The organism is Streptomyces sp. B6B3 (assembly GCF_039871525.1).
In the GTDB taxonomy this organism is placed as follows: domain Bacteria; phylum Actinomycetota; class Actinomycetes; order Streptomycetales; family Streptomycetaceae; genus Streptomyces.
Window position 1 is genome coordinate 246,546 of record NZ_JBDPLU010000001.1, and the last position, 23,606, is coordinate 270,151.

The window sequence follows — 23,606 nt, forward strand, 5'->3', positions numbered from 1 at the left end:
GCTGCCGTGAGTCGACGGTTGTCGGAGAGCGGAAGGTTGTCGGAGACGCGAAGAGGCGCCCTCTCCGCGGGGAACCGCGGAGAGGGCGCCTGATCGCCGGTGCGCCGCCAGGGACTCGAACCCCGGACCCGCTGATTAAGAGTCAGCTGCTCTAACCAACTGAGCTAGCGGCGCCTGGTGACGTCGTAGACCTTAGCACCCGGGTTGGCCAGGGGAGAAATCGGTTTGGGCGGGGACCCGGTCGGGACTGGTCAACGGGTCGGGCGGCGGCGGAGCAGCTCCCGACCGTAGTCGATCATCTTCACCGCGTAGTCCTCGGTCCAGCCCGCGCGGTCCGCGATGGCCGCGGCCGGGAGGCGGTCGAAACGGGCCGGGTCGGCGAGCTGGGCCGCCGCCATCGCCTGGTACTCGACGGCGCGGTCGGCCGCCGTCTGGAAGGCCACGGCCAGCTCCGTGGCGCGGCCGAGGAGTTCTCCGGGGTCGGTGAGCGACTCCAGGTCGAAGAAGTGCTCCTCCTCGTCGCCTCTCCCCGCCGCCGGCTCGAAGAAGAGCGGGGCTGGGCGTCGGTAGTGCGGGGGGTTTCCGTGCGGCCGGCGGGACTGGCCGGACTCTGCCATCGAACTGCTCTCCTCGTTCGGCTCCGCCGCGGCGGCTCACGATGGGGGCGCGAGCTCCCTGGGCTGTGCAGAGCCATTGTGCCCTGACGGCTCCCGACCCGCCGGGTGGCGACCGCGGGGGGCCGGCACGGACTGCCGTCCGCCGCGCGCCACCTGGAGGCTGTCGTGCTCCGTCCCCGGGGTCGGCCTGGCCAACCCGAAACGGGTCTGGAGCCGGTGCGAGAGCCCCAGCAGCGGGCGGGCCAGCAGCAGTCCCGCGGTCATCACCAGCACGCCGGCCACCGCGTCCATGAAGTAGTGGTTGGCGGTGCCCATCACCACGAGCATGGTGGTCAGCGGGTAGCCGAGGGCGAGGACGCGCAGCAGCGTCGAGCGCCTGCCGTAGTGCCACATCGCCACCCCGCACCACAGCGACCAGCCCACGTGCAGGCTCGGCATCGCCGCGTACTGGTTGGTGAAGTCGCCCATGCCGCTCGGCGCGCTGGCCTCGCCGGACCACCAGCCGTAGCCGCTGTACTGGGCCATGCTGTCCACGAAGCCGTAGCTGGGGTCGAGCAGCCGGGGCGGGCTGGTCGGCATCAGCGTGAAGCCGACCAGGCCGAGCAGCGTCGAGGCGAGCAACCAGGTGCGCATCAGCCGGTAGTGCAGCGGGCGACGGCGGAACAGCCACACCAGCACCGCCGGGGTCACCAGGTAGTGCAGGGAGGCGTACGCGAACGAGGAGGGCACTCCCAGCCAGGCCTCCTGCGTGAACAGCTCGTTCAGCGGGTGCTCGGCGTTGAGCCAGAGGGAACGTTCCAGGTGGAGGATCGCCAGACCGTTGTCTATGGCCGTGTTGACGTCGCCTCGCGCGAGCAGGCGCGCGCACGAGTAGGCCCCGTACACGATCACGATCAACAGCAGCTCGGTCCACCAGCGTGGCCGGTCTCGGAGCATGAGTTCCAGTCTCCCGTGATGGCGTCGACGAAACCTGCCTCCGCCGCCGAACAGCAGTCGTCCACCGTACGGCGACCTCGGGCGAGAAGACGCGAAAACCGCCCGTACGGTTGCGTGCGCGATGATGTGTGATGAGTGCGACATCGGTGAGACGCCGGGAGGCAGACATGGCGCCGCGGATCCTGCTGGTACGGCACGGGCGAACGGCCTGGTCCACGGCCGGGCGCCACACCGGGCGCACCGACGTGCCGCTGCTGGACGAGGGGCGGGATCAGGCCAAGGCGATCGGCGCGCGGCTGCACCGGGCGCCGTGGCGCGGGCTGCCCGGCGTCGCGGTGCGTTCCAGCCCGCTGTCCCGGGCCGTGGAGACCTGTGAGCTGGCCGGTTTCGGCGACCGCTGCACGGCGTGGGACGCGCTCGCGGAATGGGACTACGGCGACGCGGAGGGCCTGACCTCCGAGCAGGTCGCCGAGCGGCGGGGCGGCGAGTGGGTCATCTGGCGGGACGGGGTGACCGGCGGGGAGAGCCTGGCGGAGCTCTCGGCGCGGGCGGACGCGGTGGTGAGCTGGGCCAGGTCAGCGGACCGCGACGCGTTGCTCTTCGCACACGGGCACATCCTGCGGGCCGTCGCGGCGCGCTGGCTCGGCGAGGACGTCCGCTTCGCGGCCCGGCTCGGCCTGTCACCGGCCACGCTGTCCGTTCTGGGCTGGGCGTACGGCGATCCGGCCGTGGAGCGATGGAACGACGCCGGGCACCTGGAGTGACGAGGCGCTGCCCGAGGTGACGAACGCCGCCCGGTGTGCGCTCCGAGCGGGCGGCCGGGGCGCGTCCGCCGGCGTGTGACGTCCGGACGCGCGGGCCGGGGAACCGGCACGGCCGCGTGACCATGGCCGCGTGACCACGGCTTCGTGACACGTGCTGCGGGCCCACGGCTGGCCAGGCGCCCGACCGGCGCCTAGCGTGGCGCCCATGGGCGACCCCATGGGCAACGCGGAGGCGCCGGCGAGCTGGGAGTTCGCCGTGGCGCCCCCGCGCAGCGCGCCCGGCGTCGCCTCGATGGTGGGGTACCGGGCGCTGGACGTGCCGGACACCCCCCACCTCGGGCTGCCGTCCGCGTCGCTGACGTTCATCGTCAGCCTGGACGACGGCGTGGAGGCCGCGGAGACGGCCGAGGCCCTGGCGGACGCGCGGCCGAACCCAGTGGTGCTCGGCGGCCTGCACGTGGCGGCGAGCCACGTGCGCCAGCGCCCCGGCCAGGCCGGCGTGCAACTGGCCGTGCACCCGCTGGCCTCCCGCGCGCTGTTCGGGGTGCCCAGCGCGGAGCTGAGCGTGCGCGACTTCGACGGGCTCACCGTGCTCGGAGCCCGGGCCGCGGAACTGCGCGAACGGGTCGCCGAGGCCACCGGGTGGCGGGAGGCGTTCGGCCTCGTCGCCGACCATCTCGTCGACGCGCGGCGGCACCGCGCCGACCGGCGGAGCGCGGCGGTGCGCCCCGAGCTGGCGCACGCCTGGCACCTGCTGGAGCGCAGCCGCGGGCGGTCCCCGGTGGGCGCGGTGGCGGAACGGGTGGGGCTGAGCGCGCGGCACCTCACCACCCTGTTCCGGCGGGAGGTCGGCCGGTCCCCGAAGACCGTCGCGCGGCTGATGCGCTTCGAGCACACCACGGCGCGGATCGCCGGCACCGCGCGGCGCGGCGAGCGCACCGACCTCGCCGCCGTCGCGGCCGCCTGCGGCTACTCCGACCAGCCGCATCTGACCCACGAGTTCGTCCGGTTCACCGGGCTCCCGCCGCGGGCCTGGCTGGCCAGGGAGTTCCGAAACCTACAAGACGGCGGCTTCGGGGACTGGTCAGAGTGGGCTCATGACACCCACGCCCCCCAGGACAGGAGCGACCGCGATGACCCCCACCACGTCTCCGACCCCGGCCGTCTGGCTGACCCTGCAGGCGGCTGACGCGCCCGCGCTGATCGACTACCTCGTCGAGACCTTCGGCTTCGTCCAGACGGCCAGGCACGGCGAGGGCGACACCGTCGACCACGCCGAACTCCTCTGGCCCGAGGGCGCCGGCGGCGTCATGCTCGGCAGCCACCGCCCCGGGAACGTCTGGTCCCGCGAGCCGGGCACCGCCGGCGGCTACGTCGTCACCACCGACCCGGACACCCTCTACGAGCGGGCGCTGCGGCGCCGGGCCGAGGTCGTCCGGCCGCTCGCCGACACCGACTACGGATCCCGGGAGTTCGCCGTCCGCGACCCGGAGGGCAACCTCTGGTCGTTCGGCACCTACGCCGGCACCCCCAGGACGGCCTGAGCCGCCGCCCGCCAGCGGCCGGATCAGACGGGTCAGGCGGGTCAAACGGCTGAGGCGGGTCACTCGGCTCAGCCGGGCCGTGGGGGCGACGCGGCCGGGGACGCGGGGGAGACCCGGGACAGCAGCTCGGCGACCGCCGGCTCGGCCCGGAACGGCCCCAGGCGCTGCGCCGTGCCGGCGAGCATCGCCGAGATCCGCGAGGACCGCACGCCGACCAGCAGGTCGAGCGAGCGATGCCCGGCCGCCGCCGCCTCCTCGGGATCGCCCTGCCGCGCCAGATACCCGGCCAGCTCGGCCGAGAACAGCGCGATGTTCCGCACGAAACGCGGCTCCTGGACCGCGACGGCCCGCCGCGCGTGCTCCGCGGCCCGCGCCCATTCGCCGAGCGCCGCCCAGCACTGCGCCTCCAGGCTGGCCAGCTCGGCCTCGCCGAAGAACACCAGCCACTCCGGGTCCGCCTCGCGCGCGCCCATCCCGAACAGGTTGTGCGCCCGGGCCAGCGCCTCCTGGCAGGCGCGCCGGTCGCCCAGGCCCGCCCAGCCGCCCGCCTCCCGCAGCGCCAGCAGCGATTCGAGACGCGGCGAGGCGAGCAGTCGGGAGAACGCCAGCTGGCGCGCCGCCTGCTGCCCGGCCTGCGCCGCGCGCACCGCTTCCCGCGGACGGCCGGCGTCCCTGGCCAGGAACGCCGTGTTGCAGAACGCGTGCGCCTCGAGCCCCGCGTCGCCGTTGACCCGAGCCGTGGCCAGGGCCTCCGCGTAGTGCGAGCGGGCCTCGGCCAGCCGCCCCGAGTCGTGCGCCAGCCAGCCGACGGAGACGGCGAGCTCGCCGGCCGAGGTGTGCAGATGGTCGTTGACCGCCTGACGGCGGGCGCCCGCGTCGACCAGTTCGTACGCGGCGCGCAACGCCTCGCCCGCGGCCCGGTAGAGGGTGTCCGCGCCGTACCGGTCGTCGAGCAGGCGGATGTCCCGCACCGCCTGGCGCACCGCGGCGGCCTCCGTCTCGCCGGGGCGGCCGAGCACGGCGGAACCACCGGCCAGCCCGCCGGGTCTGGCCACCGGCGTGCCGGCCGCGGCGGAGGCCTGGGGTTGTAGGGGGGAGGCCAGGGACGCGAGGGCGGCCGAACCGCCGGTCATGAAGGCGCGCCGGAGCACATCGCTCTCCTCGGTGGTAGGGGTGCTGGTCTGCCGTCCCGGTCCGGTCCGCCCCGGTCCTGTCCGCGCCCCCCTGCCGCGGACCGCCTGCCGTGGCTCGAACCCCAGATCGGTAAGGGTGCGTCCCGGGAACATATGGATGAATACCCGTTCGTAGGCGTAGTTAGGGCAGCGGATCTCTCCGGCCTCCACCCGCCCGATGTACCGTGCGTCGCACGCGACGCGTTCGCCGATCTCTCTGGCCGCGCGACGGACCGCCGCCGCGAACTCGCCGGGCGACCTGTCTCCCCGCAACTCCCGGAAGATTCGGTTGGGTTTCCCTTCCGGCGCGGCGGATGCTGCCATCCCCATGGCCGGACGGTACCGGGTGAGAAAGCGGCGCTCCCTCCGGAATTACGACAAACCCGGGCATCGAGCCGGGAATCTGCCATGAACTGCCATCCTTTGCGGGGGTCCGCGGCCGTAGCCATTGACAGCCCTCGGGCGTTGTACTCCTCGACCGACCACGACCCCCGAGGAGGGATCCCCCATGGTGGACGCCATGGACTGCGAACTCGTCACCGTGCCGGCCAGGGAGGGGCTGGAGGCCGTGGACATCCTGCGGCTGCGCGACGGCGTCGGACCGGTGCTGCACGACCCGACGGGCGACACGCTCGGCTTCGTCGTCCCGCCCGGCACGGCCGAAGCGTGGGACCTGCCGGGCAGCGCGTGCACCCGGGCGCGCGCGGCGCGCGGCGGCAGCGGCTGGCTCGTGGCCCCGGACGGCGCGGTCACCCAGACCACCGAACCCGCCCTGCTCCGCGCGGCCCTCAACGAGGCCACCCGCCTCCTCGCGGTCATCGACCGCTGCGCATAGCCACTTCCCGAGCAGCCACTTCCCGCGGCGCCCTGCCCCCTGCCCCCTACGCTCGGCGCCGGCCGGCCCGGGCCCTCGGCGGGCCACGGGGCCCGGGCGAGCGGCGCCGCTCGCCGAATGCCCGCCGCCTGCGGCGGGACCACCTCGCTTCGGGGTGCCCCGCGCCCTGCCCGGCCGCGCCTTGGCCGGCCGCGCCTTGGCCTTGGCCCATCGACGGGCGGGCCAGACGCCTGGTGTCGCCGGTCCGCGCGCGCCGGCCGGCGACAGGACCGCACAGCGCCGCATGTGCCGTCGTGGGGTGCCCTCGCCCGTGCCGGCCGCTGCCCGTGAGGGAGCACCGGGTGCTCTCACGGTCGGCGGCAGGGTTGTCTGGCGCGCGGGTGCTCGCCGTCCCTGCCGAGAACGCCTCGGGTCCCGGTCTGGCGACCGCCGGTTGAGCGGTCGTGTGTCCGCGCGGGGCGGCGCGTTGTGGTGTGGTGGGGGCGGCTTGGGGGACTCGCGTGGGGGTGCGGCCGGGCATGCCGTCACACTGGAGGGGTGACGGCGAAGAGACGGCGGGCCGGGGGCCGTGAGGTGGTGAGCCAGGTGGTCGGCGGCGGGCTGGCGCAGCTGGTGCCCGACCCGGACCGTCGGGACGCCTGGGAGCTGCTGATCGACGGGGCCGCCCAGTCGCACGTGGATCTCGCCGACCCGACGTGGCTGGAGTTCGAGTACCAGCGCCGCCTCGGCCACATCGTGGACCTCGTCGCCCCGCCGGGCCGCCCCGTCACCGTGCTGCACCTCGGCGGCGGCGCCCTGACCATGGCCCGCTACGTGGCCGTCACCCGTCCCCGTTCCGAGCAGCAGGTGGCCGAGCCGGACACCGAGCTGACCGCGCTGGTCCGCCGCGAGTTGCCGTTGCCGCGCGGCTGCCGGATCCGCACCCGCACGGCCGACGCGCGGGCGCTGCTGGCGAAGCTGGCCGACGGCTGGGCGGAGCTGGTGATCACCGACGTCTTCGCCGAGGCCCGCACCCCGGCGCACTGCACCAGTGCCGAGTTCCTCGACGAGGTGCGCCGGGTGCTGGCCCCGGGCGGCTGGTACGCGGCGAACCTGACCGACGGCCCGCCGCTGGCGCATCTGCGCGGCCAGTCGGCCACCGCGCTCAGCCGTTTCCGGCACGTCTGCCTCGCCGCCGAGCCGGGGGTCTTCCGGGGACGCCGCTTCGGCAACGGGATCCTGCTGGCGGCCGACCGCGAGCTGCCCGCCGACGAGCTGACCAGGCGCTACGCCGGCGATCCGCGCCCGGCGCGGCTGCTCTCGGACCGCGCGCTGGCCGACTTCACGGCGGGCGCGGCAGTCGTCACCGACGCCACCGCACTCCCCTCCCCGTCACCCCCCACCAGCGTCTTCCGCTAACCGACTGCCGCCGGTCGCCCCCGCCGTTCCGCCCACCGGGCCCACCACCGGCCGATGGCTGACCCATCCCGGCTGAGTTCCGCCGGTCCGCACCGCTGTCGTGTCCCGCCGCGACTGCGGTTGGCCGTGCCGTTCGGCACGGGGCCGGGGCCTGGCGGCGGGGCGTGCCTGGGGCGAGGGTTCGCGTGGTCACGTCGGGCCAGCCGGTGGGCTCGCCCCGGGACGCCGGGACGCCGGGAACGTCGGCGGGCGCCCGCGCCCGCCCGGCCACGGGCCGTGGGTGTCTCGCGGCCGCCCCCGGAAAACCGCCGGCAAGGCGCGGGCGCAGACAAGACAACGGCCCCGGGTCGGTGCCGTGGGTGGCGTGCACCGGCCCGGGGCCTTGGCGTGCCCGACGTGCGGGCGGTGACGGAAACGTCGGGCACGCCCTTCCCCCCTTTCGGGAAGGTCCAGCGGGAGGCGCCTACGCGGGCAGCTGGCCCGCGGCGATCACCTCCGCGTACCAGCGGGCGCTCGCCTTCGGCGTGCGCTGCAGGGTCTCGAAGTCGACGTGCACCATGCCGAACCGCTTGCTGTACCCGTACGCCCACTCGAAGTTGTCGAGCAGCGACCACAGGAAGTAGCCGCGCAGGTCCACGCCCTGCTCCATCGCCTTGTGCGCCGCCGCGAGGTGGCCGTGCACGTACGCGATCCGGTCCGAGTCGTGCACCACGCCGGCGTCGTCGGCCTTGTCGGGGCAGGCGGCGCCGTTCTCGGTGACGTACAGCGGCAGCCCGGGCACCTCGCGGTGGAAGCGCAGCAGCAGGTCGGTGAGTCCTGTGGGGTCGATGACCCAGCCCATGTCGGTGACCTCGCCCGGCGCCGGGTGGAACTGCACCACGTCCTCGGAGCCCACCCACTGGGAGTGCTCGGACACGCCGTGGCCGTCGTTGCCCTTGACGGCGCCATCCTGGGCGAAGGACACCACGGTCGGCGTGTAGTAGTTCAGGCCGAGGAAGTCGATCGGCTGGTGGATGGTGGCCTCGTCGCCGTCCCGCACGAAGGACCAGTCGCTCACCCGTGCCGTGTCCTGGCGCAGGTCCTGGGGGTAGGAGCCGTGCAGCACCGGGTCGGTGAAGATCCGGGTGTGCAGCGCGTCGATGCGGCGCGCCGCGTCGGCGTCCTCGGGGGAGTCGGAGAACGGCCGGATCACGCCCGGGTTGAACGTGATGCCGACCTGCGCGCTGCGCGGCAGCACGGCGCGCAGCGCCTGGGTGGCGAGGCCGTGCGAGAGGTTCAGGTGGTGCGCGGCCTTCAGCATGGACTCGGGCTCGGTGCGGCCCGGGGCGTGCACGCCGGAGCCGTAGCCGAGGAGCGCGGCGCAGAAGGGCTCGTTGTGGGTGGTCCACATGGCCACCCGGTCGCCCAGCGCCTCACCGACGATCGTGGCGTACTCGGCGAACCGCTCGGCCGTCTCGCGCGCCGGCCAGCCGCCCGCGTCCTCCAGCTCCTGCGGGAGGTCCCAGTGGTAGAGGGTGAGCGCCGGCGCGATGCCGCGCTCCAGCAGGCCGTCGACCAGCTCGCGGTAGAAGTCCAGGCCGGTCTGCACGGCCGGGCCGCGGCCCGTCGGCTGGACGCGGGACCAGGAGACGGAGAACCGGTACGCACCCAGGCCGAGTCCGGCCATCAGGTCGATGTCGTCGCGGAAGCGGTGGAAGTGGTCGCAGGCGACGTCGCCGGTGTCGCCGCCCAGCACCCGGCCCGGAGTGTGGCTGAAGGTGTCCCAGATGGACGGGGTACGGCCGCCCTCGCGGGCGGCACCCTCGATCTGGTACGACGCGGTGGCCGCCCCCCACACGAAGTCCGGTGGAAAGACTCGGGGTTCGTTTTGAGTCATGGAAGCGCTCCCATTTTCTCGCTCGAAGAGAGTATGTGGACCTTGGTAGGTGATCAGCCTTTGACCGCTCCGTGCATGATGCCGCCCACGATCTGCTTGCCGAACAGGGCCAGCGCCACCAGCAGCGGGAGAGTGCCGATGACCGCACCGGCCATGATCGCTCCCTCGTTGGGGACGTACCCCTGCGGGATGGCGGTCAGGGCGACCTGCACCGTCGGGTTCTCCTCCGTGAGGGCGATGATCGGCCAGAAGAACTCGTTCCAGGCCATCACGAAGGTGAGCATCCCCAGCACGGCCATCGCGGGTCTGGCGGCCGGGAACACGACGTGCCAGACGATCCGCAGACTGTGGGCGCCGTCCACCCGGGCGGCCTCGATGATCTCCGACGGCAGCGCCTGGACCAGGTACTGGCGCATGAAGAACACGCCGAACGCGGCCACCAGCTGCGGCACGATGACCGCCTGGAGATGGTCGGTCCAGCCCAGTTCGGAGACCCACATGAACAGGGGCACCACGGTCAGCTGGGGCGGCACCATCATGGTGCCGATGACCAGCAGCATCAGCACGTTCTTCGCCCGGAAGCGGAGCTTGGCGAAGGCGAAGCCGGCCAGGGTGCAGAACAGCACCGTGCTGAGGGTGATCGTCCCGGCCACCACCAGGGTGTTCAGCATGGCCGTGCCCATGTGGGCCTGCTCCCACGCGAACTTCCAGTTGCTGGCCATCTCGCCGCCGAACCAGAAGGGCGGCGGGGTCTTGGCCAGCGAGGAGTTGTTGTGCGAGGAGGCGATCAGGGCCCAGACCAGCGGTATCAGGGAGCCGATGGTGAAGATGATCAGGATGGTGTAGGTGAGCCAGCCGCCGTGCAGCTGCCGGCCCGCACTGCCGGCCCGCCGGCCTCGCCCTCGGCGGGGTGGCGCCGGTGGCTGCGGCCGGACCCGGGGGGCCGCCGCGTCGGTCGGCGTGTTCGTTGTGGTCGTCGCCATCACGCCTCCTCGGCGCTGGTGCCGCTGCTCCGGCCCACCCAGCGGGTGAGCAGGGAGTACACGACCCCGATGATGATCAGCAGGAGGAACATCGCCCACGCGATGGCCGCCGCGCGGCCGAGCTGCAGGTTGGTCCAGCCCATCTCGTACATGTACAGGCCGAGCGTCTGGTACTGGCCCTGCGCGCCGCCGTCCGGCTGGCCCTCGCCGAAGAGCAGCGGCTCACCGAAGATCTGGGTGGCGCCGATCGTCGAGACGACGATCGTGAACAGGATCGTCGGCCGCAGCGCGGGGATCGTGACGTGCCGGAACTGCTGCCACCTGCTGGCGCCGTCCAGCGCCGCCGACTCGTACAGGTCGCCGGGGACGGCCTGCATGGCGGCGAGGTAGATCAGGGTGTTGTAGCCGGTCCAGCGCCAGATGACGATGGTGGACACCGCGAACTGCGAGGTCCAGGTGCCCGCCTCCCAGTTGACGTTGTCCACCCCGACCAGGCCCAGGGCCCAGTTGATCATGCCGTACTCGCGGCCGTAGAGCATCGCGAACACCAGCGCGGCGGCGGCGATCGAGGTGGCGTACGGGGCGAGGATCGCGACGCGGAAGAACATGCTCCCGCGCAGCTTGTAGTTGAGCAGATGGGCCAGGCCCAGGGCCATGGCCAGCTGCGGGACGGTCGAGATGATCCCGATCGTGAAGGTGTTGCGGAACGCGTTCCAGAAGAACTCGTCGCTCCACAGTCGGGTGAAGTTCTCGAAGCCGACCCACTCCATCTCGTTCGGGCTGATCATCGACACGTCGTGCAGCGCCGACCAACCCGTGTAGAGCAGGGGGAAGAGTCCGACGGCGCCGAAGAAGAGGAAGAACGGCGCGATGAACCCGTACGGGCTGTACTTCACGTCCCAGCGGTAACGACGCGAACGCCAGGAGGTCTTCGGAGCGGGCCCGTCCTTCGGCGGCGCCGGCGTTCCGCCAGGCGGCGACTTCGAGAGGGCCGGCGCCGGGCGCGGGGCCGCGCCCCCCGGTGATCCGGGAGGCGCGGCGGCGGTGTGGTCAGTGGTCATGAACGGTCCCGGTCACTCCGCGATCGCGTTGTCTAGTGAGGAGAGCGTGTCGTCCCAGGCACTGTCGGGGGACGCGCCCTGCTGCTCGATCTGCACCAGGCCGTTGGTGAACTCGGCCTGGATGGTGTAGGTGTGCGTGCCGATGACGGCGGCGGGGATCTCGGCCGCGGAGGCCGCGAAGATCTGACCGATGGGCGCGTCGTTGAAGTACGCGCTGGTGGCGTCCTGCACCTCGGGCAGCGTGGTCGCCTCGGCGGAGCTGGGGAACGCGGCGGTCTCGGCGAAGATCTTGGCCTGCTGCTCGGGGGCGCTCAGCCAGGCGGCCAGCTCGATGGCCTCCTCCTTGTGCTCGGCGGCCTCGGGCACGCCGATGAAGGAGCCACCCCAGTTGGACGCCATCGGCGCGGCGGCGACGTCCCAGTTGCCCTCGCCGTCCTCGGCCGAGTACTCCTCGATGGAGCCGAGCATCCAGGCCGGGCAGGCGATGGTGGCGAAGTCGCTGTTGGCGAACGCGCGGTTCCACTCCTGCGAGAACTGGTCCAGCTGGGCGCTCATGCCGTCGGTCTGGGCGGCCCGGACGGACAGGTCCCAGGCGTCCTGGACGGCCGGGCTGTCGTCGTAGATCGTCTCGCCGGCCTCGTTGTAGAAGGTCTCGTCGTAGCCGTAGACAGCGGCGTTGAAGAGGCTCGCGGCCGAGTCGACGAACGCGGCGTCGCCCGAGGTGCCGTCGATGAAGTCGTCACCGACGTCCAGGTAGGCGTTCCAGTCGCCGGCCCACAGCTCGCCGACCTCCTCGCGGTCGGTGGGCAGCCCGGCCTCCTCGAAGAGGTCGGTGCGGTAGCAGATGGCCATCGGGCCGATGTCGTAGCCGAGGCCGATGACGCGGCCGTCCTCGTCGGTGGCCTGGTCGACCTTCCAGGGCTGGAAGTGGTCCAGGTTCACGTCGTACTCGTTGAAGTCGACCCAACGAGGGCTGAGCTCGCCGGCCATCTCGGCGATGTTGCCGACCTCGATCGCCTGGATGTCGGCCAGGCCGCTGTTCTGGGTGAGGCGGTTCCGCAGCTGACGAATGTAGTCGTCGTTCTCCTGCGGGGAGGTCTGTTCAATGGTGATATTGGGGTGCAGCCGCTCGTACTCGTCGTACAGCCCGGCGGCCTCGTACGCGATGGTGCCGAAGAGACCCACGCTGAGCGTGATCTCCTCGTCGCCGCCTTCGCTGCCGCCCTCATCGTCGCTGCTGCAGGCGGCGAGCGCGGTGGCAGCGAGAGTGGCGGTCAGACCGATCGCAAGAGCTCTGCGGGTCCGGCGGCGCGGTGGCTTGGATGGGCGGTGAATACTGCGCATGACGTCGTCGTCCTCCTGGCGCACTGACGTTGCCTTCCCGGCCGGGTGGTATCGACATGTGGGGGGTGGGGCCTGGGCTCGGAACGTACGGGTTCTGTAGGGTTTGGGGCGTGTGGGAGCGCTCCCAGATGTGATGAGTTGAAGGGTTCCTGAGCCTTCGGCGAGTGTCAAGACGTCAGACAGTGCGTCTCGGTATCCGTGATGTAGTTGGATCCGGGGCGGAACCGGGAGGAACGATGGCAGTTGCAGGGCGCGGCACGGGCCGCGACGGAAGACCGACACTTGAACAAGTCGCGGCGCGCGCGGGGGTCGGGCGAGGCACGGTCTCGCGGGTGATCAACGGATCTCCGCGGGTCAGCGACCGGACCCGGGCGGCGGTCCAGCAGGCCATCTCGGACCTGGGATACGTGCCCCACCGGGCGGCCAGGGCGCTGGCCGCAAACCGCTCGGACGCCATCGCGCTGGTGGTGCCGGAGCCGGAGGAGCGGCTGTTCGCCGAACCCTTCTTCTCCGGCATCATCCGCGGCGTCAGCTCCGAGCTGGCCGACACCGACATCCAGCTGCTCCTCACCCTCATCCGCACGCCCAGGGAGCGGGAGCGCTTCACCCAGTACGCGGCGAGCAACCGGGTCGACGGGGTGCTGCTGATCTCGGTGCACGGCGACGACCCGCTGCCCGACCAGCTGGCCGCGGCCGGCATTCCGGCCGTGATGACGGGCCGCAGGTCCGCGGACGAGCAGGTGCCGTTCGTGGACTGTGACAACGAGGGCGGCGCGCAGCTGGCCGTGGAGCACCTGCTGGGCCGGGGCCGGGGCATGGTCGCGACCATCACCGGGCCCGCCGACATGTACGTCGCCCAGTGCCGGCTCGACGGGTACCGGGAGGCGCTGCGGGCCGCGGGGCGCGAGGTGGACGAGGCGCTGATGGAGCGCGGCGACTTCACCGAGGAGAGCGGGTACGTGGCCATGCGCACGCTGCTGCGCCGGCGTCCCGAGCTCGACGGGGTCTTCTGCGCCTCCGACCTGATGGCCGTCGGCGCCCGGCGGGCGCTGCGCGAGCTGGGCCGTTCGGTTCCCGGCGACGTGGCGCTCGTGGGCTTCGAGGACTCGGCGCTGGCCCGGCACATGGATCCGGCGCTCACCAGCGTCAACCAGCCGACCGTCGCCATGGGCCGGGCGATGACCCGCACCCTGCTGTCGGAGATCGGGGACGACGCGCCGGAGCGTCCACGGCTGGTGCTGCCCACCGAGCTGGTGCGCCGGGCCTCGTCGTAGTCGGGGGCGGCGTAGTCCGGGGCGGCATGGTGCGGAGCGACCGCGGCGCGTGCGGGGCGCCGGGATCGCGTACCCACGCCGGCTCGCGGAGGCCCCGCGTGTCTTCGACGACGCTTCGGCGCTGGATGTGTACTGGTTCTGCGCCGATTTTCCGCTGGTTTCCCGCCCCAGGGGGGCGGGCGGGACCAGGGGTGCCACACCACCGTGTGAAACTGTTGGAAACCGACTGAGTGCGGAGGGAGTTGGGCCACCGTGAGCGACCGTGGCGGAAGCGACGGGCCTGCGGGCGGCGAGGTCCGGCCGTACGACTGGAGCTGGACCGACGGCGAGCCCGGGTACGAGCTGCCCGAGATCGACACCACGAGGCCCAGCATCGCCCGGGTCTACGACGCGGGACTCGGCGGCAAGGACAACTATCCGGTGGACCGCGCGGTCATCGAGGAGGCCAGGAAGATCTCCCCGGCCGCCGTGGGCAGCGCCAGGGTGAACCGCGACCTGCTCATCCGCGGCGTGCGCCACCTCGCGGAACAGGGCGTCGACCAGTTCCTCGACCTCGGCTCCGGCCTGCCGTCCGCGCAGAACACCCACGAGGTCGCCCAGGCGGTCAACCCGGACGCCCGGGTGGTCTACGTCGACAACGATCCGATCGTGCTGGCCCACGGCCACGCGCTGCTGGCCAGGAACCCGAACACCAGAGTGATCACGGCCGATCTGCTGGACGTCGAGGGCGTGTTCGGCCACCCGGGGGTGGCGGGCTTCCTCGACTTCTCGCGGCCGGTGGGTCTGGTGCTGCTCGCGGTGATCCACCACGTGCGCGACGACGAGGACCCGGTGGGCGTGGTCAACGCCTACAAGGACCGGCTGGCTCCGGGAAGTCACCTCTTCATCAGCCACTTCTGCAGCTCCTTCCCCGAGGCCCGGGCCCTGGAGGGCGTCCTGCTCAAGGCGCTGGGACGAGGGCAGTTGCGAACGCTCGAGGAGATCGGCGGGTTCTTCGACGGTTTCGAGCTGCTCGACCCCGGCGTCGTGCCGCTGCCCCTGTGGCGTCCCGACGAGCCGGTCAACGAGCCGCTGGACCACAGCGGTCTGATGATGGCCGGCGGCATGGGGCGCAAGCCCGCGGACCGAACCGTGCCTGGCTGACCGTGCCTGGCTGACTGCGCCTGCGGGCGGCCGTGCGGGCCGACCGCGCCTGGCTGACCGTGCCTGCCGACCCATGTCGGGTCGGCCGCGCCGCGGGCCGCCTGGCAACCCGCCCCCGCTGCCTGGCGGGCAGCGGGGGCGGGTGCTGTGGGGGGTTTCTCATGGTGGTGCGGGGTGGTGCCAGGGTGTGGCAGCCCTCACTCGGCTGGGAACCGGGGGGGACTCATGGCCGAGGGGATCGGCCGGGGTGGCTCACAGGGGCGGGTAGGCGTTCGCCATCAGCTCCTGGAACTGGGCGTCGAACCAGTGGCCGGAGAGCGGGGCGTCGCCCAGGGCACCGGACATGTTGTAGTTGTTGCGCGGGTTCCCCTCGTAGGTGGGGTCGCACATCCGGTCGAAGCCCTTGCCCTCGTCGTTCGGGATCTCCTCACTGGCGCCGTCCGACTCCCCCGGGGGCTTGATCCACGCGTAGGCGTCGATACCCGAGGCGGGCGCGGCCTGCGGCCGCTCACCGAGGCCGGCACCGGACTGGTTGCACCAGTTGCCGGTCTGGAACCGCTGGTCGACGCGGCCCTCGTTGACGTACTCGTCGACGCTGGTCTCCGGGCCGGGACCCGGGAGCTCCGGACCCCACCCGTTGCGGGAGGTGTCGATGATCAGACCGTGGTTACCGTCGACCGCGGCGGCGAAGTCCAGGCCGAAGTCGGTGTTGTCCTCGTACTGGTTCCAGTCGATCCACTCCGACTGGCGCACCGGGGTGCCGGCGATCGTCTCGGTGATCTCGAAGTTGGGCTCGTCGAGCGCGCCGTAGTTGGCGACGTTCACCGCGACGCCGGCGACCTTGTCGGGGCTGGACGGGGCGGTGTTGATGACCTCGTTGAACAGGTCGGCCGCCGGCTGGAAGTTGGAGTCCCAGCCGAGCCAGCCCCAGTGACCGGCGTCCAGGTAGTTGTAGACGTTCTCGTACTCGCCGAGCGTGCCGACGTTGTACGAGACGCCTTCCTGGTAGTTGCCGTTGGCCAGCATCACGTCGCACTCGGGCGTCGCCGTCTCACGGCTGCCGACATTGGTGACGAGGTTCGGCAGCGAGTCGATCTCGACGATGTTCACGATGCGGAGGTTGGGGTTCGCCGTGGCGTACTCGCCGACGATCTCCGCGATCGGGTCGATGAACTCCGTCTTGTACCGGTCGATCTCCTCCGGCCCGAGCTGGCCGTTGGAGGCCAGGGCCGAGCAGTCACGGCCCGGCAGGTTGTAGGTGACCATCTGGAACACGTACGGCTCGCCGTTGGCCTGCTCCACCGCGCGCTGCAGGTGCTCCTCCAGGCCGGTGCTGTTCCCGGCGGAGCCACCCGTGATGGCCTCGATCCGGTCCAACCACACCGCGGTGGGCTGGTCGGCGATGGCGCTGCCACCGCTGGCCTCCGCGTTGGCTGACCAGTCCGGGTTCACGTAGACGCCCGCGCCCTGGTAGGGGTTGTCCACCCGCTCGAAGGTGACCGGGCCCTCGTCGGCCGAGGCGAAGCTCAGGGTGCCGGCCGTGAGGGCGACCGCGGATACCAGCGCGCCCGCGTACAACGCGGGCCGGCGACCTCGGCGGTGCCGTGGGGGGTTGCTGCGGCTCATTGGGTTCCTTCCTCCAGAAAGGTTCTCCGCTGTGTCCTGCTGTGGTTCTGGTGTCATACGCCGGCGGGCGGCGCGGTCTGGCGACCGGGTGACGTAGGCCGGGGGACACCGCCGTGCTCCCACCCCCGCGCGCTTCCGTCGTGCCGCACGGGCTGGCCGACTCGCGCGTGGCGGCGCGACCGGGGCGCGGATGGCGCCTCGGCCCTGGGCACAGGTGTACGTGCCACCGATCGCGTGGTGGTGTGAGGCGGCGGGCAGCCCTGGCCGGTCCCGGCGGGTATCCGGGACGGCAGGGCGGAGCCGAGCGGCTCGTGACGGGAACTGTGGGGGCTGGTTGGGGAGGGTGGGGGGTGCATTCGGAGCGCTCCGGTCGTCATGGCGCGCCGTCCTTGGCGCCTGACTCTTGGGACCGCTCCCACTGGTTGAAGGGACGGTAGGGCACAACACCCCGTCTCGCCAAGGGGTCGTTCGAGAAATTACCGCTGACCTGCCCGTCAGCGGCCGGTTGTGTCAAGGGTCTTGACGCATCACTGAGGCAGCTCCGATGCTTGGGAGCGCTCCCACTGGTTTCCGTGTGCACGTCACACGGCGTGCACTGCCCCTCACCCCCACCGAGCCGCGAGGAGGCCCGATGCGGATCCAAAGTGGATCACCTGACGAGAAGCCCTCGACCCATCGAAAGTCGAGGGTGCCCCGGCGCGCCGTGCTGGCGGGCACCGCGGCGCTGTCGCTGCCGTTGTCCATCAAGCTGGCATCCGGCGCCCAGGGTGGCACCGGCACGAAGGACGGCCCCAGCGTTCTGCAGTACGAGCAGCAGTTCCTGGAGCTGTACGACAAGATCAAGGCCGGGGGCTACTTCTCGCCCGAGGGCATTCCTTACCACTCGATCGAGACCCTGCTGGTCGAGGCGCCGGACCACGGCCACGAGACGACCTCCGAGGCGTACTCGTACCTGATCTGGCTGGAGGCGCTGTACGGGCGGATCACCGGGGAGTGGGGCCCGTTCAACGACGCCTGGCAGGTCATGGAAGACCACATGATCCCGGCCTCGGACCAGCAGCCCACGAACAGCTTCTACGACCCGTCCTCTCCGGCCACCTACGCCAGCGAGTACAACGAGCCGGAGTCGTACCCGTCGGCCCTGGACCCCGACGTCGCGGTCGGCTCCGACCCGCTCGCCCAGGAGCTGTCGTCCGCCTACGGCACCGACGACATCTACGGCATGCACTGGATCCAGGACGTGGACAACGTCTACGGCTACGGCGACGGGCCGACGTTCATCAACACCTACCAGCGCGGTCCGCAGGAGTCGGTCTTCGAGACCGTGCCGCACCCCTCCATCGAGGACTTCAGCTACGGCGGCGAGAACGGTTACCTCGACCTGTTCGTGGGCGACCAGAGCTACGCCCAGCAGTGGCGCTACACCAACGCCCCCGACGCCGACGCGCGCGCTATCCAGGCCGCCTACTGGGCCAACGAGTGGGCGACGGAGCAGGGCAACGCGGGCGCCGTCGCGGACGTGGTGGAGAAGGCGTCCATGATGGGCGACTACCTGCGGTACGCCATGTATGACAAGTACTTCAAGACCATTGGCGACTGCACCAGCCCCGACAGCTGCGCCCCCGGCAGCGGCAAGGACAGCTGCCACTACCTGCTCTCCTGGTACTACGCCTGGGGCGGCGCCCTGGACACGAACGCCGGCTGGGCCTGGCGGATCGGCTCCAGCCACTGCCACTTCGGCTACCAGAACCCGATGGCCGCGTACGCGCTCTCCGAGGGCGGGATGACCCCGCAGGGCGCCACCGCGGGCGAGGACTGGGGCCAGAGCCTGACCCGGCAGGTGGAGTTCTACCGGTGGCTGCAGTCCGCCGAGGGCGGCATCGCCGGCGGTGCCACCAACAGTTGGGAGGGCGCGTACGGCCAGCCGCCGTCGGGCACCCCCACCTTCTACGGCATGGCCTACGACTGGCAGCCGGTCTACCACGACCCGCCGTCGAACAACTGGTTCGGCTTCCAGGCCTGGTCGATGCAGCGGATGGCCGAGTACTACTACGTCTCGGGCGACGCGATGGCCGGGGAGATCCTGGACAAGTGGGTCCCGTGGGTGCTCAGCGAGATCACCACCGGTGCCGACTACCAGATCCCGTCCACCCTGGAGTGGTCCGGCGAGCCCGACGAGTGGAACGCGAGCAACCCGGGCGACAACGCCGGTCTGCACGTCTCGGTGGCCAACTACACCCAGGACGTGGGCATCACCGGTTCGCTGGCGAACACCCTCGCGTACTACGCCGCCGCCTCCGGCAACGCGGAGGCCCAGGCCGCGGCCGAGGGTCTGCTGGAGGGCATCCTGACGAAGGCGGACGACCTCGGCGTCTCGGTGCCCGAGGAGAAGGACGCCTACGACCGCCTGGTCGCCGAGGTCTACATCCCGTCCGGCTTCAGCGGGACCATGCCGAACGGCGACGTGATCGAGCCCGGCGCCACCTTCGACTCGATCCGGTCCTTCCTGCGCGACGACCCCGACTGGGGCAAGGTCGAGGACTACCTGAACGGCGGCGAAGTGCCGACGTTCAACTACCACCGCTTCTGGGCGCAGTGCGACGCCGCTGTCGCCCTGGCCACCTACACGATCCTCTTCGGCGAGGGCGTGTAAAAGCGGTGTGAGGGACCCGAGCCAGCCCATGGGCCGGTCCTTCTGACGAGGGCCCCGGCCGCCGTTCGGCGGTCGGGGCCCTCGTGGTCGTGTGAGGCTCCGCCCGGGGTCGGGCTCGGCGCTCGGCGCTCGGCGCGGAGCTGGATGCCCGGAGGTGCCCCCGGCCGCTGGAACCCGTCGCGGGCCGGGGGCACCACCTCTCGGTGCTCAGGAGCAGAAGATGAGCCAGCAGTCGTCGTCATCGTCCTCGTCCTCTGTGGGGGACGGGGAGGGCGACGGGTCGTCACCGGGGTCGCTGGGCGTCGCGGAGTCGGTCGGGTCCGCGCTGGGCGTCGTCGCGTCGTCGTCGGGGCTGGACGGATCGTCCGAGGGCGTTCCGATGCTGCCGCCGCCCTGGGTCTCGTCGGGCGTGTCGGACGCCTCGTCGTCCCCGCGCCCGTCGCGGTCGTCCTCCGGGCTGTCGCTGTCCGAGGCGTCGGGGGAACCGGAGTCCTCGGATTCGTCCGCGATCGGCTCGCCCGAGTCGGACGGGTCGGAGCCCGCCTCGTCCTCGCCCGTCTCCTCGGCCTCGTCGGACTCGGACGGCAGGGCGTCGGCCTCGGTCTCCCGGTCCGAACTCGCCGGCTCGTCGTGCGGCATGACGACGTCGCCGACCTCGCTGATGGTCAGCGCCAGCACGGCGACGCCGAGCAGCGCGCCCACCACGTAACGCCTGCGGGTGTTGCGTGGGGCGGCCCTGCGGCCCTTGCGGCCCCGGGTCGGCCGCCCGTCCACCGCCGGCAGCGGCGCGGTGGATCCGGAACGCTCGTCGCCGGCCGCGTCGGCCTCGTCCGCCGCCGTGGCGCGGCCGGGTCCGCTGGCCGCCAGGGCCGGCAGCGCGGCCGTCTCGTGCGCGTCGGGGGTGCGGGCGAATCCGGGCGTGCCGGGGGCCGGTGGCCGCCCGCCGCTCGCCGGATCGCCCGCCCGGCGCGGCGGCCGGGGCACGGCGCCGGCCGCGGGTCCCTCGGCGTCGGGCGACGCGCCCGACCCGGTGTGGCTCGCGCGTCGTGTCGGGGGCAGGCCGTCCCCGGCCCTTCCTGGCCGCGGCGCGGGCTCGCCGCCGGAGTCGGCGCGGTGGGCCGCCGCGCCCGCGGCCCCGGCCGCGCCCGCGGTACGGGGCTTGGCGCCGGGACCCGGCCGGTTGAGCCGGCCGCCCGGCGCGTCGAACGGGCGGACGCCCGCCGCGTCACCACCGCCACCCGCGCCCGTCGCCCCGGCCGCCGGCCGCTCCGACCGGCGGTGCGGCGGACGACCCGCCGGGCCCGGCGGCTGGGAGGGATCGAGCGAGGCGTAGCCGGACTCCGTCGACCGGCCCCGCTCCGACGCGGCGGGGCCGCCGTCGGGGCGCGGGGCCTCGGGTCTGCCGCCCGGCCCGCCCGCCGGCCGCGTCGTTCCGGCCGAGTCGGCGCGCGACGGCGACTCGGACGAGGAGCCGGCGGCGCCGTCGCCCGAGCGGGCCGTTCTGTCCCGGTTGGAGGAGGGCCAGTTGGTGATCTCCCCGCATCCCGGGCATATCAGCGCGCCATTCAGATGCCGGCGGCAGGTTATGCAGTAGTCCACGGTGGCGACCCGCTCTCTGTGCGAATCCATGCGAAGGGACGTGCGATAGCGAACACCATAGCGTCGCGCGCAAGTTCGGCCGCGGGAAACCCGGCCCCGGTGCCCGGGCGCCGCCGCGTGCTGTCCGCCTCAGGCGTCTATCGTCCGTTATCGGCCCGGCGCCGCGGGGTCGTCCCTGACCGGATAGCCGAGAGGATCCGAGTGGATCCGAGTGGATCCGAGTCGATCCGAGAGAATCCCAGAGATTCGGTGAGGATCCGAGAGGATCAGAGAGAAACCGGGGAAAGCCGGGGAAAGCCGGGGAAGTCGATGGTTTCCGCCCCGCGCCACCCCGCACTGACCCGTCACCGCGTTATCCCTGCTATCCCTCTTCTTCCTTCTCCCGCGCCCGGGGAAACGACGGCCCCCTCGTTGTCAGTGCTGCCCGGTACGCTCGGTCGGCATGTGTGGACGGTATGCGGCGAGCAGGCGGCCGGAGGACCTCGCGGGCCTCTTCGACATCGAGCGGTGGGATCACGAGCAGGCCCTCGCCCCCGACTGGAACGTCGCGCCCACCAAGGACGTGTACGCGGTGCTGGAGCGGCCGTTGAAGGACGCCGGCGCCGGCCCCGAGCCGGTGCGGCAGCTGCGGGTGCTGCGCTGGGGTCTGGTGCCGTCCTGGGCGAAGTCCCCGGAGATGGGCGCCAAGATGATCAACGCCCGGGCCGAGACGGTGCACGAGAAGCCGGCCTATCGCCGGCCCTTCGCCACCCGTCGCTGCCTGATCCCCGCCGACGGTTACTTCGAGTGGGTCACCGGCCGCGCGGAGCGGGTGGAGGAGGAGAAGGGCAAGCGGAAGCGCCCCCGTAAGCAGCCGTACTTCGTCACGCCGGTGGACGGTTCGGTGATGGCCATGGCCGGGCTCTACGAGTTCTGGCGGGACTCGACGCTCCCCGACGACCACGCGCGGGCCTGGTGGGCAACGTGCACGGTGGTCACCACCGAGGCCGAGACGACGCCGCTGCCCGGCGCGGCGGCGGACGGGCCGGCCGAGGGGGAGGAGCCGGGCGCGGCGCCCGGATCGCTGTCCGAGATCCACCCCCGGATGCCGCTGATGCTGCCGCCCGACCGGTGGGACGCCTGGCTGGACCCGGGCCGCACCGACCCCGAGGACATACGCCCGCTGCTGGCCCCGCCGCCGACGGGCCTGGTCCGGGCCTATCCGGTGGCCACCGAGGTCAGCAACGTGCGGAACAACGGACCGGACCTGGTGCGCGAGCTTCCCGCCCCCGAGGTGGAGACCCTCTTCTAGGGCTTCCAGGGGGAATGCTCCGGATGGCGTCGGTGTTAATGCGGTCAGACCTACCACCAAGGGAGACCGCTTCCATGGCTTCGACCGCCTGCCTGCCGCACTATTCCGCGGAAACACCCGGTCACCGGGCCGCCGAGGTCGACTGGGCGACGCTGCGGCTGGCCGCGGAGCGCTCGCCCCGACCGGCGGGCGCCACCACCTTTCGTCTATCCTCCGAAGCGGGCGGGCCCGCCACCGGGCTCGCCGCGCTTCCGAGGGAGGTGGGTCCGGTAGCCGAGACGAACGACGGCAGGCACGAGGAGAACGAAGAGACCGAAGCCGAGCGCAACGCCCGCTTCGAGCGGGACGCGCTGGGCTACCTGGATCAGATGTACTCCGCCGCGTTGCGCATGACGCGCAACCCCGCGGACGCCGAGGACCTGGTGCAGGAGACCTACGCCAAGGCGTACGGCTCGTTCCACCAGTTCCGCCAGGGCACCAACCTCAAGGCGTGGATGTACCGGATCCTCACCAACACCTTCATCAACTCCTACCGCAAGAAGCAGCGGGAGCCGCAGCGCAGCGCGGCGGAGGAGATCGAGGACTGGCAGCTCGCGCGCGCCGAGTCGCACATGTCGACGGGCCTGCGGTCCGCCGAGTCGCAGGCGCTGGACCACCTGCCCGACTCGGACGTCAAGCAGGCCCTCCAGGCGATCCCCGAGGAGTTCCGCATCGCGGTCTATCTCGCGGACGTCGAGGGCTTTGCCTACAAGGAGATCGCCGACATCATGGGTACACCCATCGGCACGGTGATGTCCCGGTTGCACCGCGGCCGCCGTCAGCTGCGCGACATGCTCGCTGACTACGCGCGGGAGCGCGGCCTCGTCCCAGCCGGGGCACGGGAGGGCTCGGGATCATGAGCGGCGACCAGTCACGCCCCACGGACTGCTCGGAGGTCCTGGACCACCTCTACGAGTACCTCGACCGTGAGATGCCCGACGGCGACTGCGCGAAGTTCGCCGAGCACATCGAGGAATGCTCTCCGTGCCTGGAGAAGTACGGTCTGGAACAGTCGGTGAAGAAGCTCGTGAAGCGCTGCTGTGGCCAGGACGAGGTGCCGACCGATCTGCGGGCCAAGGTGTTGGACCGGATCGATCTGATTCGCGCCACCGAGGCCGGTGAGGCCAGCGAGGCCGGCCGGGCCCGGTCGGAACAGCCCGCGGAGTAGCCCGCGCGCGGTAGCCGCACGACCACGTTCCGCGGCGACGCTTCTCTCACCAGGCGGTTCGCCGGGTCGGGCAGTCACCCGATCGGCCGAGCCGGCCGGTGTCCTGACCGTGCCCGCCGCGCGGACGGCCCGCGCCGAGCACCCGGCGGAGGCCGCCCCGCCTCGCGCTCGGCAGGCCACTGGCCCATCCTGTGAGCAAGGAGCTGTCCGCCCATGGTTGGATGCCTGCCGGGGCGGACAGGAGAACCGTGAAGTGCACGCTACGAGGCGGGAATCAGGCGGG

The 23,606-nt window shown here is 72.2% G+C and carries 20 protein-coding genes and 1 tRNA gene; 11 read left to right on the plus strand and 10 right to left on the minus strand.

Annotated features, from left to right (window positions below; all coding sequences use genetic code 11):
- Nucleotides 1-100: 100 nt before the first annotated feature.
- The 3 genes from ABGB06_RS01035 to ABGB06_RS01045 all read right to left on the minus strand — a co-directional run bounded on the left by ABGB06_RS01035 (nt 101) and on the right by ABGB06_RS01045 (nt 1,553).
- Nucleotides 101-174: transfer RNA gene (locus ABGB06_RS01035), tRNA-Lys, on the minus strand.
- Nucleotides 175-251: 77 nt separating this feature from the next.
- On the minus strand, nt 252-617 hold the full coding sequence (locus tag ABGB06_RS01040) for a hypothetical protein (RefSeq protein ID WP_347584644.1): 366 nt from the start codon (nt 615-617) through the stop codon (nt 252-254).
- A 36-nt stretch (nt 618-653) separates the two neighbouring features.
- The gene (locus ABGB06_RS01045; RefSeq protein ID WP_347584645.1) at nt 654-1,553 is read right to left on the minus strand and encodes a phosphatase PAP2 family protein; all 900 of its coding nucleotides are present in this window, start codon (nt 1,551-1,553) and stop codon (nt 654-656) included.
- Between the two features lie 167 nt (nt 1,554-1,720).
- Between ABGB06_RS01045 and ABGB06_RS01050 the strand changes: the two genes are divergently transcribed.
- The 3 genes from ABGB06_RS01050 to ABGB06_RS01060 all read left to right on the plus strand — a co-directional run bounded on the left by ABGB06_RS01050 (nt 1,721) and on the right by ABGB06_RS01060 (nt 3,861).
- Nucleotides 1,721-2,317 carry a histidine phosphatase family protein gene (locus tag ABGB06_RS01050; RefSeq protein ID WP_347584646.1) on the plus strand — a complete coding sequence of 199 codons (597 nt, stop codon included), beginning with the start codon at nt 1,721-1,723 and terminating at the stop codon, nt 2,315-2,317.
- A 205-nt stretch (nt 2,318-2,522) separates the two neighbouring features.
- Nucleotides 2,523-3,506, plus strand: coding sequence for a helix-turn-helix domain-containing protein (locus tag ABGB06_RS01055; protein WP_347584647.1), 984 nt, complete (start codon nt 2,523-2,525; stop codon nt 3,504-3,506).
- On the plus strand, nt 3,451-3,861 hold the full coding sequence (locus tag ABGB06_RS01060; protein ID WP_347584648.1) for a VOC family protein: 411 nt from the start codon (nt 3,451-3,453) through the stop codon (nt 3,859-3,861). Before ABGB06_RS01055 ends, ABGB06_RS01060 begins: the two co-directional genes overlap by 56 nt.
- A 68-nt stretch (nt 3,862-3,929) precedes the next feature.
- On the opposite strand, the gene ABGB06_RS01065 is transcribed toward ABGB06_RS01060, so the two are convergent.
- Nucleotides 3,930-5,363, minus strand: coding sequence for a tetratricopeptide repeat protein (locus tag ABGB06_RS01065; protein WP_347584649.1), 1,434 nt, complete (start codon nt 5,361-5,363; stop codon nt 3,930-3,932).
- A 178-nt stretch (nt 5,364-5,541) separates the two neighbouring features.
- Between ABGB06_RS01065 and ABGB06_RS01070 the strand changes: the two genes are divergently transcribed.
- Together ABGB06_RS01070 and ABGB06_RS01075 are read left to right on the plus strand one after the other, a co-directional pair.
- Entirely contained in the window at nt 5,542-5,868 is a 327-nt protein-coding gene (locus ABGB06_RS01070; RefSeq protein ID WP_347584650.1) for a hypothetical protein, read from the plus strand.
- Between the two features lie 537 nt (nt 5,869-6,405).
- Complete coding sequence (locus ABGB06_RS01075) at nt 6,406-7,266, plus strand: fused MFS/spermidine synthase (protein ID WP_347584652.1); 861 nt, start codon at nt 6,406-6,408, stop codon at nt 7,264-7,266.
- Between the two features lie 463 nt (nt 7,267-7,729).
- Here the strand turns inward: ABGB06_RS01075 and ABGB06_RS01080 are convergent, their stop codons facing one another.
- The 4 genes from ABGB06_RS01080 to ABGB06_RS01095 are packed head-to-tail and all read right to left on the minus strand — an operon-like array spanning nt 7,730 to nt 12,530.
- Nucleotides 7,730-9,142: a GH1 family beta-glucosidase gene (locus ABGB06_RS01080; RefSeq protein ID WP_347584653.1), complete on the minus strand. Its 1,413-nt coding sequence runs from the start codon at nt 9,140-9,142 to the stop codon at nt 7,730-7,732.
- 53 nt (nt 9,143-9,195) lie between these two features.
- Nucleotides 9,196-10,125 (minus strand): carbohydrate ABC transporter permease, encoded by a 930-nt coding sequence (locus ABGB06_RS01085; protein WP_347584654.1) that lies wholly within the window; start codon nt 10,123-10,125, stop codon nt 9,196-9,198.
- Nucleotides 10,125-11,186: a sugar ABC transporter permease gene (locus ABGB06_RS01090; RefSeq protein ID WP_347584655.1), complete on the minus strand. Its 1,062-nt coding sequence runs from the start codon at nt 11,184-11,186 to the stop codon at nt 10,125-10,127. Before ABGB06_RS01090 ends, ABGB06_RS01085 begins: the two co-directional genes overlap by 1 nt.
- Before the next feature lie 12 nt (nt 11,187-11,198).
- Nucleotides 11,199-12,530 carry an extracellular solute-binding protein gene (locus tag ABGB06_RS01095; RefSeq protein WP_347584656.1) on the minus strand — a complete coding sequence of 444 codons (1,332 nt, stop codon included), beginning with the start codon at nt 12,528-12,530 and terminating at the stop codon, nt 11,199-11,201.
- 236 nt (nt 12,531-12,766) lie between these two features.
- Between ABGB06_RS01095 and ABGB06_RS01100 the strand changes: the two genes are divergently transcribed.
- Both ABGB06_RS01100 and ABGB06_RS01105 read left to right on the plus strand, forming a co-directional pair.
- A complete protein-coding gene (locus ABGB06_RS01100) occupies nt 12,767-13,804 on the plus strand; it encodes a LacI family DNA-binding transcriptional regulator (RefSeq protein ID WP_347584657.1) in 1,038 nt (345 codons plus the stop codon).
- Between the two features lie 252 nt (nt 13,805-14,056).
- Nucleotides 14,057-14,947, plus strand: a complete 891-nt coding sequence (locus tag ABGB06_RS01105) for an SAM-dependent methyltransferase (protein ID WP_347584659.1) — start codon at nt 14,057-14,059, stop codon at nt 14,945-14,947.
- 252 nt (nt 14,948-15,199) lie between these two features.
- On the opposite strand, the gene ABGB06_RS01110 is transcribed toward ABGB06_RS01105, so the two are convergent.
- Nucleotides 15,200-16,573, minus strand: coding sequence for a glycoside hydrolase family 6 protein (locus ABGB06_RS01110; RefSeq protein WP_347584660.1), 1,374 nt, complete (start codon nt 16,571-16,573; stop codon nt 15,200-15,202).
- A gap of 631 nt (nt 16,574-17,204) precedes the next feature.
- Here ABGB06_RS01110 and ABGB06_RS01115 point away from each other — a divergent pair.
- Complete coding sequence (locus tag ABGB06_RS01115) at nt 17,205-19,226, plus strand: glycoside hydrolase family 48 protein (RefSeq protein WP_347584661.1); 2,022 nt, start codon at nt 17,205-17,207, stop codon at nt 19,224-19,226.
- 207 nt (nt 19,227-19,433) lie between these two features.
- On the opposite strand, the gene ABGB06_RS01120 is transcribed toward ABGB06_RS01115, so the two are convergent.
- A complete protein-coding gene (locus ABGB06_RS01120; RefSeq protein WP_347584662.1) occupies nt 19,434-20,855 on the minus strand; it encodes a hypothetical protein in 1,422 nt (473 codons plus the stop codon).
- Nucleotides 20,856-21,267: 412 nt separating this feature from the next.
- Between ABGB06_RS01120 and ABGB06_RS01125 the strand changes: the two genes are divergently transcribed.
- The 3 genes from ABGB06_RS01125 to rsrA all read left to right on the plus strand — a co-directional run bounded on the left by ABGB06_RS01125 (nt 21,268) and on the right by rsrA (nt 23,323).
- Nucleotides 21,268-22,116 (plus strand): SOS response-associated peptidase, encoded by an 849-nt coding sequence (locus ABGB06_RS01125; RefSeq protein WP_347584663.1) that lies wholly within the window; start codon nt 21,268-21,270, stop codon nt 22,114-22,116.
- A 74-nt stretch (nt 22,117-22,190) separates the two neighbouring features.
- On the plus strand, nt 22,191-23,015 hold the full coding sequence (locus ABGB06_RS01130; protein WP_347584664.1) for a sigma-70 family RNA polymerase sigma factor: 825 nt from the start codon (nt 22,191-22,193) through the stop codon (nt 23,013-23,015).
- On the plus strand, nt 23,012-23,323 hold the full coding sequence (gene rsrA / locus ABGB06_RS01135; RefSeq protein WP_347584666.1) for a mycothiol system anti-sigma-R factor: 312 nt from the start codon (nt 23,012-23,014) through the stop codon (nt 23,321-23,323). The genes ABGB06_RS01130 and rsrA overlap by 4 nt, the downstream gene beginning before the upstream one ends.
- The last annotated feature ends 283 nt before the right edge of the window (nt 23,324-23,606 follow it).